This window comes from Phytobacter sp. V69, assembly GCF_965644215.1.
In the GTDB taxonomy this organism is placed as follows: domain Bacteria; phylum Pseudomonadota; class Gammaproteobacteria; order Enterobacterales; family Enterobacteriaceae; genus Phytobacter.
In genome coordinates this window covers 17,928-27,045 of record NZ_CBFFRL010000056.1, presented here as the reverse complement: position 1 = coordinate 27,045, position 9,118 = coordinate 17,928, and the positions used below count along the sequence as shown (strand labels likewise).

Here is a 9,118-nt window from a genome sequence, read left to right as displayed (position 1 = left end):
TAATACAGCTCAGCTAAGGTAAGGCTAATACAGCTAAGGACTCCACTGAACCCCACCGATTAAATCGCACCTTCCCTTATCGTTGCGGAAGTATGGTTCCTTCCCAGTCAACAGACATCGTTCAGTCGACTGTTATTCCCTTCAATTCCCCAATCAGCCACTGCAATGCAGACTGATAATCAAATAAGCGATGCGTTAACAGGATTAAGTCATAAGATGGCGCGCCGTCGGGCAAATCCATAATGCGCAGCGGCATCATCGCTGCTAATTCTTTGGCAATGCGATACGGTACACACATCAAATACCCCGATGCCACAGCCACGCGGCCTCCGACGGCGTAGCTCTGCACCACGGTGGTCAACGGGCGATAAAGATGCTGCTCCAGCAGCCAACTATCAATATGGTCCGCGCCGGAACTCACTGCCGGAAGGTGGATTTGTGCTTCGGTCACCAGGTGTTTGAGCGTCAATTGCTCGGGCAAGTCGGTGCGCTCAACCGAGGCAATTGCCACATAATGGTCGGAAATCAGCGGGTGCTTATTAAAATACTGCGGGATGTATTGCAGGTTATTTACGCCAATAAAGGCATCCAGTTGCCCACGCTCCACGCGCTCGAATTTAATGGTTTCGGAAAGAATATCGACAGATAACCGCACGTTCGGTGCAGTTGCCTTAAATTTTGCCGTTAACGCAGGCATATACATAAATTCGAAGTAATCCACCGCGCCAATATAGAAGGTATGCGGATCTCTGCTCGGGTCGAAGTTTCCCTTCCCCCGCGTTGCTGAATCCAGCTTGCTCAGCGCATTTTCTATCACCGGGATCATCGACGCGGCATATGGCGTGGGTTCCATGCCATTACGGGTGCGAACAAACATCTCATCGTTAAGCTGTTCCCGCAGGCGATTGAGCGCATGACTGAACGCCGACTGGGTGATGTTAGCTTTACGCGCCGCCCGGGTGACGTTTTTCTCTCTCGCCAGAATGGGGACGAGACGCAGCAAATTGAGGTCAATCACGACTATGCATCCTGTTCATGGTTTCATGCAAACAATACATTTTATGCATAACATCAGACATTGCTATAGTCATCCTTACGCAAAATAAATGCTGCATGCTGTCCGCAGTGTTTGTGACTCAGAACGATTTAATTGCTGCTTTACGGAGAAGCTCATGAGAAATGTAACGATTGCCGCTACCCAAATGGCCTGTACCTGGGACCTCGATAAGAACGTTGCCAACGCTGAACGCCTGGTGCGTGATGCACACAGCAAAGGCGCGCAGGTTATCCTGATTCAGGAGCTGTTCGCTGCCCCTTACTTCTGCATCGATCAGAGCCCGGAGCACTATGCGCTGGCGCAAGAAGTTGCCACCAGCCCGCTTATCAAGCACTTCTCTGCGCTGGCAAAAGAGCTGGAAGTGGTTCTGCCGCTGAGTCTGTTTGAGAAGCACAACAACGCCTACTATAACTCCCTGGTGATGATTGACGCTGATGGCAGCGTGCTGGAAACCTACCGTAAAACACACATTCCAAACGGCCCGGCCTATCAGGAAAAACAGTTCTTCATCCCGGGTGATACCGGCTTCAAAGTGTGGAACACCCGCTACGCCAAAATCGGCGTGGGCATTTGCTGGGATCAGTGGTTCCCGGAAACTGCACGTTGCCTGGCACTGAACGGCGCAGAAATTATTTTCTACCCGACCGCGATTGGCTCTGAACCGGCGTACCCGGACATCGACAGCCAGCCACACTGGACCCGCGTTCAGCAGGGTCACGCTGCAGCAAACCTGGTGCCAGTTATCGCCTCTAACCGTATCGGTACCGAAGCCAGTAAATACATCGAAGGCCTGGAAATGACCTTCTACGGTTCTTCGTTCATCGCCGATCAGACCGGTGAGCTAGTCGCACAGGCCAACAAAACCGACGAAACTGTGCTGGTTCACACTTTCGATCTGGATGCTATTGCGGCACAACGTGCCTCCTGGGGCCTGTTCCGTGACCGTCGTCCGAATATGTACGGCACCATCGCCACCTCCGACGGTAGCGAGAGGAGTAAATAATGTCTCTGCTTACCACTCCGCGTCAGGATGGTTTCGCCATGCCTGCAGAATGGGCGCCGCATCAGGCTGTCTGGATGTGCTGGCCTTATCGTACGGACAACTGGCGCGCCAACGGTGCGCCCGCTCAGCAGGCGTTCGCCGCCGTGGCTGAGGCCATTTCTCGCAAGACGCCGGTCATCATGGCGGTGCCGCGTGCCGAAATGGACAAAGCGCGTAAAACCATGCCAGCCAGCGTGACGCTGGTTGAGATGGAAAGCGACGATGCCTGGATGCGCGACACCGGCCCAACCGTGGTTCGGAATGCGGCGGGCGAGATTCGTGCCGTGAGCTGGACGTTTAACGCCTGGGGTGGTTTGCTGGGCGGCCTGTATGAGAGCTGGGATAAAGACCAGCTTGTGGCAGGCCAGGTGGCGCAGTATCACCAGATGCCGTGCTACAACACCGACCTGATTCTGGAAGGTGGCTCCATTCATGTGGATGGTGAAGGCACGCTGATGACCACCGCAGAGTGTCTGCTCAACCCGAACCGCAACCCGCATCTGTCGCAGGAAGAGATTGAGCAGCAGTTGCGCGCGTATCTGGGTGTTGATACCTTTATCTGGCTGCCGGAAGGGGTATTTAACGACGAGACCGACGGGCACATCGACAACATGTGCTGTTTTGTCCGCCCCGGTGAAGTGGCGTTGCACTGGACTGACGACGAGAACGATCCGCAGTATGCCCGTTCCGTTGCGGCCTTGAACATCCTGGAAAACACCACGGATGCACGTGGTCGTAAGCTGAAAGTCTGGAAAGTACCGTCACCACAACCGCTGTATGCCAGCGCGGAAGAGACCTGTGATGTCGAGAAAGGGACAGCGATTGAGCGTACCGAAGGCAACCGTCTGGCGGGCTCTTACGTGAATTATCTGGTCAGCAACGACCATATTATTTACCCGCTGCTGGACCCGGCGACCGATGCGCAAGCCGAAGTGCTGTTCCGCCAGATGTTCCCGGATTTTGTGATTACCGGCGTTCCGGCACGTGAAATTCTGCTCGGCGGTGGCAATATTCACTGCATTACGCAGCAGATTCCACGTTAATTCCGTAGACCCTCACCCCTGCCCGCAGTCCGCTCGATCGGTCCCCTCTCCTTGTGGGAGAGGGTCAGGGTGAGGGGCAAACACCGCACCGCCGTGAAATTTACCCCCGCGCCATCCGCACGTACTCCACCCCTTTTTTGAAGAAGTGTTCACCTTCGGGACGAAAACCGAACTTCTTGTAGAAATTCACAGCACCGATACGCGCATCCAGGCACACGTCATGCACCCCGGCTTCGGCCATTTTTTCCAGCACCGACTGAAACAAAAAGCCGCCGAATCCCTGGCCCTGATAAGCTTCCAGCGTCGCGAACTTGCGAATCTGGCACACCGATTCATCCAGCATAAAGACCGACAGACAGCTCACCAGCTTGCCGTCATGCAGCACGCCAAAATGCAGCGCATCGTCGTCGCCTTCAACCCGCGATGCGTCACGGGGAAGCTGCGGCCACAAAACCGGGTGGCGAATATCAAGGCAGTTGTCGAGGGTAACCGTCGCGAATTCCATTGTCGTCTCACGCAAATATCGGGAAAACGCTGACGATAACACGCAAAGATGTCAGCCGATCATTCGATAACCTGATGCACCGCTAATGCAGCGTCTCCCACAACAGCTTTACCAATAGCGTGGCGGCCAGAATCAGAAACAGACGACGAAGCCACAGATTTCCACCGCGCAGAGCAACACGCACGCCCACCAGCGAACCGCAAATGGCAGAAATGCCTAACGGTATCGCAATATCGTAATGAATCAGCCCGTTGGGAATTAAAAAGAACAGCGTGGAGAAATTGGTGCCGAAATTGACCACTTTTGCGCAGGCCGTGGCGCGTAAAAAATCAAAGTGGAAAAAACGGATAAATAAAATGAGCAGAAAACTGCCGGTACCCGGGCCGATAAAACCGTCATAAAAGCCAATCGCAAAACCTACCAGCACGCCTTTCGCCAAATCGGCTTTGGTGGGCTCCCGGCTGGTATCGCTATGACCAAACTGCGGTTTAAACCACGTGTACGCCAGCATGATCGCCAGCACCACAATCACTATCGGACGCATCCAGTCTGATGGCATAAAATCTAGCAAACTTATGCCCGTGTATGCGCCGATAACCGCACTTATCGCGGTCGGCAAAATCAATGTCCACGGCAATCGCAGGCGCGCTGTGAATTGCTTAATAGACATCAGGTGCCCCATCACTGAGGAGCACTTATCGATTCCCATTATTTCGGCAGGAGTGAAATGGGGCAGCGTGGAATAAAACGTGGGCATGGTAATCAACCCACCACCTCCAACCGCCGCGTTAATAATCCCGGCAATAAACGCGACCGGTATTAATAGCAATACTTCGCTGCTCATCTGTTTTCCCTGGTATCAACGTAAAGGCCTGCTCACCCGTACGCGCGGGTGTCGCCTGCAAAAGGTCTGAGAGTGGTTTTATTTATAATCTGGTGGCCATAGTAAGATTGCGGTTTATACCTGTCCAATATATAAATTTAGATGTATTTATCTATCCGGAGATATAAGTGGAATTCCGTCATCTTCGCTATTTTCTGGCCGTGGCCGAAGAGCTGCACTTCACCCGTGCGGCGGAAAAACTCAACATCGGCCAGCCGCCGTTATCGCAACAGATTCAGGCAATTGAAGAAGAGCTGGGGGTGATGCTGTTCAACCGCACGCGGCGCAAAGTCGCCCTCACGGAAGCGGGCGAGCATTTCGTTATCAAGGCCAGGGAGATGCTGCGCATCAGCGGCGAACTCCCCGGCGAGCTACGGGCCATCGCGCAGGGCAAGACCGGCGAATTACGCATTGGGTTTACCACCACCGGACTGCTGGTTGATGAACTGAGCGAACCGCTTAAAGCTTTTCGCCGCCAGTTCCCCGAGGTGCGGGTCTCGCTCAGTGAAATGTACTCACAGCAGCAGTTCACCGCCCTGCTGAATGAGGATATCGATGTGGGCTACGTGCGCGTCACTCCGGGGACAGTGCGTGACGGCCTGAATATCCGGGTGATCAGATGCGATCAGCTCTGCGTCGTGCTGCCGGACGATCACCCGAAAGCCGCCTGCGAAACGCTGACCATTACCGATGTGAAAGACGAGCCCTTTATCTTCTACCCCGACACCGCGGGCGCCTCGGTACCGGATAAAGTCAGGCGCATGTGCCAAAAATCGGGCTTCACCCCGTATGTGGTGCAGGAGGCTGCCGAAGTGTTGACGCATATCGGCCTGGTGGGCGCAGGAGTGGGTGTATCCGTCTTACCGAAGCCTATCGATCAGCTCAAACCGAGGGGGGTGAAATTTGTCCCGCTGGCGGAAGATGACGCAGAACTGTGCATGGCGCTGGTGACGCGAGAAGGCGAAAACAACCCACGCACGCTGAATTTTCTGCAACTGCTGGCAGGCGTGAGCGGGATCCTGCCGACAGGCTAAGTTGTGATGACGGCTATTCATACCCTGTTGCATTTTGATTGTTCTGAATTGCGCCGTTACGCTTGCCGAAGAAATAGCGCTAACACACTGAAATATAGTTAAAAATAGCGGGATATTTTTCTGCCAACCCGGCTTAAGCGTGATCGAGCGCACACTTTAGTCCCCCAACATCGAAGCGAATGTCTAAGCTTAGATATAAGCCGGGAAACACCCGTAATCTCTTACGACGATATCCGGAGGCCAGTATCACTATGTTCAACCAGAAACTTCACAGCGCTGAATCCGTAGAGTTTGGGATCGAAGAAGAACCCCGCTACGAAATCGATCCCTGCGAGTTAAAACTGGATGAAATGATCGAGGCGGAGCCGGAACCGGAAATGATCGAAGGGTTGCCCGCATCCGACGCGCTCACTCCTGCCGATCGTTATCTTGAACTGTTCGAAAACGTTCAGTCCTCGCGCATCTTTGCAGATAGCAAAACCTTCCCTGACTGCGCGCCCAAGATGGATCCGCTCGATATTTTGATTCGCTATCGCAAAATCAAACGCAGACCCGACTTCGATCTGCGTCAGTTTGTTGAGGCCCATTTCTGGATGCCGGAAACTTACGGCAGTGAATATGTTTCCGACCCGGAAAGCTCCCTCAAAGAACATATCGACCAGCTCTGGCCGGTACTGACGCGCGAACCGCAAGACCACATTCCTTGGTCCTCGCTGCTGGCCTTGCCGCAGGCTTATATCGTCCCCGGCGGGCGATTTAGCGAAACCTACTACTGGGACTCCTATTTCACCATGCTGGGGCTGGCAGAAAGCGGTCGCCACGACATGCTGAAATGCATGGCTGATAACTTTGCGTGGATGATTGAACGCTACGGCCATATCCCCAACGGCAACCGTACCTATTATCTCAGCCGTTCCCAGCCGCCGGTATTTGCCTTGATGGTGGAACTGTTCGAAGAGGACGGTGTGCGCGGTGCGCGTCGCTATCTGGACCATCTGCTCATGGAGTACGCCTTCTGGATGGACGGTGCGGAATCACTGCTACCGAACCAGGCCTATCGCCATGCGGTACGTATGCCCGATGGCTCCCTGCTCAACCGCTACTGGGACGACAGGGACACGCCGCGCGATGAATCGTGGCTGGAGGACGTCGAAACAGCGAAACACTCTTCTCGCCCGGCGAACGATGTCTACCGGGATCTGCGCGCAGGCGCCGCTTCCGGCTGGGACTATTCATCACGCTGGCTGCGGGATTCCACCCGCCTGGCGAGTATTCGCACCACCCAGTTTATTCCTATTGATCTGAACGCCTTCCTGTTCAAACTGGAAAGCGCCATCGCCAACATTGCCGGATTAAAAGGCGACCGGGAGCGGGAGGCGGCGTTCCGCCTGAAAGCCAGCGACAGACGGGCGGCGGTCAACCGCTTCCTGTGGGATGAGGAAAAAGGCTGTTATCGCGACTACGACTGGCGTCGGGGCGAAATGGCACTCTTCTCTGCGGCAAGCCTGGTGCCGCTGTATGTGGGCATGGCCACGCATGAGCAGGCTGACAAGCTGGCAGAAGCGACGCGCGCGCGCCTGATGACGCCCGGCGGGATTCTGGCGACCGAGTACGAAACCGGTGAACAGTGGGATAAACCCAACGGCTGGGCACCGCTACAGTGGATGGCGATCCAAGGCTTCAAACTGTATGGCAACGACGCGCTGGGCGACGAAATTGCCCATAACTGGCTGCGCACGGTAAATCATTTCTACCAGCGCCACCACAAGCTGATTGAGAAGTACCACATCGCCAGCAGTACGCCGCGTGAAGGGGGCGGGGGTGAATACCCGTTGCAGGATGGCTTTGGCTGGACCAACGGCGTAGTTCGCCGCCTGATTGGCTTATACGGGGAGCCGTAGCTCCCCGCCTTTACTCAGTCGATGACGTTGTAAATAGACGTCTGAATATCCGCCCATTTTTGGGTGTCATCGTTCGGCGTCGCTTTATAACGCAGCTGCGCTTGTTCCATTTCATAACGCTGCCTGTTTACCACCGGATCCGAGGTACAAAACGCCTGCAGGTACTTTTTGCGCACCGACGTCAGTTTGGCACCTGCGGACATCTCATGCGTCATGTTCTCGATAAAACGACGGCAAGGTCGGTTCTCGTCCATCTGCATCTGATAACGCAGCAGCATATCCAGCACGTCGGTGTAGTTGTTCGCCATCGCCTGTTCAGTCCATGACAGCTTCCAGTTCATGCTGGTACGCAGGAACAACGAGACAACACGGGTATCGTTACGGTCAATAGCGGAGCGGAAGTTGCTGTCATCGCGGGGGATCCCCATTTGTGTCAGCTCTTCTTTTGGCGTTACTTTCTCTTTTTCCTGTGAGATAGGGACCATAATGCGCCCTTCACTGGGTATCGAGCCCGATACCGGAGAAGATGAACCGCTGAATAACCAGAATGCCCCAACCGCAATCACCAGTACGGCAACGCCAACGGCCCCCCACAGCACTTTGGAAAGTATTTGTTCACGCTGCTCGCGGGTACGCGCAGCACGTTTTTCCGGCCTTTCAATTCCATCGCGAATTTGCATTGCATCACCTCCCGCCGCGCGGTCTTTCTTACGCGCCTGTTCCCAGAATGTGTCCAACTCGTCTTCCGCTTCTTGCAGCAAGCTGGCGGGATTAATTTGTGTACGCCCGTCTTCCCATGCTCGCTGAACTGGCCCGGTAATTTGCGGGTAATAGCTTTCCAGTAGCATCAACTGGTTCGATGTTAGCGGCTGTCCTGCCACCACGGCGCTGCGGATTTGCCGAATATCGTCCAGAAAGGTTTGCAGCGTTTTGCGCGGGTCAAGAAACAGACTCAACACCGGTGAGTCATTAAAGAGCCGGGCATAATGCTGGCTAAATTCTTTTTTATCAATCAGTAACAGCGCCAGTTCGCTAAATAACATGCCACTGAGAACATCATCACGCTCACCTATTTTCAGCCAGCGGCGAACGCAGTCTGCGCCAAATCGCGTTTTCAGATGGTTGCTCAGCCGCAATGCGTCCGGCCAGGTATTGGTCACCAGCGACTTGAGCATCAGCTCCAGCGCTCGCAGCTGTTTTAACCCCTGATGCTGCCCGTCGCTGTCCGCTTTAAGGGTGGTCGCATAGGTCAGCAGCGGTTGCTTCGCCTTCAAGTGTTCCAGCGCGCGCACGAAGCGCAGTGCGACAATCAGCTGGTTCTCTGTGACGTTCTGCCCCTTTTCATACTGCGGCACCAGCTGTTGCAAATGGCGCAGTTGCAGCGTGAATTGGGTTAGCTCAGCATCGTTAAGCCTGAGCCGCCTGGCAACTGCTCCCCAGCCACCCAGACTCAGACGTGCAATATCAAGTTGTTCCAGAAACCATCGAGGATCCTTCCCTTCATCAAAATGCACATTTAGCAGCAGTAAAATTTCTATCGACGCCTGACGAATAATTCCTATGCATTGCTCGAATTGTTCCCCCAGGTTCTGCGAGGATTTATTGGACATTCTTTTCCTTTAAGTAAAACCAGAGAAATAATTAACTATCAAA

8 protein-coding genes are annotated in these 9,118 nt (G+C 54.3%); 4 read left to right on the top strand and 4 right to left on the bottom strand.

All coding sequences use genetic code 11. From position 1 onward, the window contains the following. Positions 1-121: 121 nt before the first annotated feature. Positions 122-1,018 (bottom strand): LysR family transcriptional regulator, encoded by an 897-nt coding sequence (locus tag ACSZPU_RS10215; RefSeq protein WP_498998207.1) that lies wholly within the window; start codon positions 1,016-1,018, stop codon positions 122-124. A 154-nt stretch (positions 1,019-1,172) separates the two neighbouring features. Here ACSZPU_RS10215 and aguB point away from each other — a divergent pair, with 154 nt between their 5' ends. Both aguB and aguA read left to right on the top strand, forming a co-directional pair. Continuing rightward, on the top strand, positions 1,173-2,060 hold the full coding sequence (aguB, locus tag ACSZPU_RS10210) for an N-carbamoylputrescine amidase (protein ID WP_498998205.1): 888 nt from the start codon (positions 1,173-1,175) through the stop codon (positions 2,058-2,060). Next, positions 2,060-3,142 carry an agmatine deiminase gene (aguA, locus tag ACSZPU_RS10205; protein ID WP_498998203.1) on the top strand — a complete coding sequence of 361 codons (1,083 nt, stop codon included), beginning with the start codon at positions 2,060-2,062 and terminating at the stop codon, positions 3,140-3,142. Before aguB ends, aguA begins: the two co-directional genes overlap by 1 nt. Before the next feature lie 100 nt (positions 3,143-3,242). On the opposite strand, the gene ACSZPU_RS10200 is transcribed toward aguA, so the two are convergent. Both ACSZPU_RS10200 and ACSZPU_RS10195 read right to left on the bottom strand, forming a co-directional pair. Next, on the bottom strand, positions 3,243-3,647 hold the full coding sequence (locus tag ACSZPU_RS10200) for a GNAT family N-acetyltransferase (protein WP_498998201.1): 405 nt from the start codon (positions 3,645-3,647) through the stop codon (positions 3,243-3,245). Between the two features lie 82 nt (positions 3,648-3,729). After that, positions 3,730-4,491: a sulfite exporter TauE/SafE family protein gene (locus ACSZPU_RS10195; protein ID WP_498998198.1), complete on the bottom strand. Its 762-nt coding sequence runs from the start codon at positions 4,489-4,491 to the stop codon at positions 3,730-3,732. 167 nt (positions 4,492-4,658) lie between these two features. Here ACSZPU_RS10195 and ACSZPU_RS10190 point away from each other — a divergent pair, with 167 nt between their 5' ends. Next, positions 4,659-5,564 (top strand): LysR substrate-binding domain-containing protein, encoded by a 906-nt coding sequence (locus tag ACSZPU_RS10190; RefSeq protein ID WP_498998196.1) that lies wholly within the window; start codon positions 4,659-4,661, stop codon positions 5,562-5,564. Positions 5,565-5,815: 251 nt separating this feature from the next. Next, the gene (locus tag ACSZPU_RS10185) at positions 5,816-7,465 is read left to right on the top strand and encodes an alpha,alpha-trehalase (RefSeq protein ID WP_498998194.1); all 1,650 of its coding nucleotides are present in this window, start codon (positions 5,816-5,818) and stop codon (positions 7,463-7,465) included. A gap of 14 nt (positions 7,466-7,479) precedes the next feature. Here the strand turns inward: ACSZPU_RS10185 and ACSZPU_RS10180 are convergent, their stop codons facing one another. Continuing rightward, complete coding sequence (locus ACSZPU_RS10180; RefSeq protein WP_498998192.1) at positions 7,480-9,075, bottom strand: STY4199 family HEPN domain-containing protein; 1,596 nt, start codon at positions 9,073-9,075, stop codon at positions 7,480-7,482. Positions 9,076-9,118 lie beyond the last annotated feature (43 nt).

Coding starts and splice junctions, on each gene's coding strand:
- ACSZPU_RS10200 (WP_498998201.1), bottom strand. CDS start 3,647: ATGGAATTCGCGACGGTTACCCTCGACAACTGCCTTGATATTCGCCAC.
- aguA (WP_498998203.1), top strand. CDS start 2,060: ATGTCTCTGCTTACCACTCCGCGTCAGGATGGTTTCGCCATGCCTGCA.
- ACSZPU_RS10180 (WP_498998192.1), bottom strand. CDS start 9,075: ATGTCCAATAAATCCTCGCAGAACCTGGGGGAACAATTCGAGCAATGC.
- aguB (WP_498998205.1), top strand. CDS start 1,173: ATGAGAAATGTAACGATTGCCGCTACCCAAATGGCCTGTACCTGGGAC.
- ACSZPU_RS10185 (WP_498998194.1), top strand. CDS start 5,816: ATGTTCAACCAGAAACTTCACAGCGCTGAATCCGTAGAGTTTGGGATC.
- ACSZPU_RS10195 (WP_498998198.1), bottom strand. CDS start 4,491: ATGAGCAGCGAAGTATTGCTATTAATACCGGTCGCGTTTATTGCCGGG.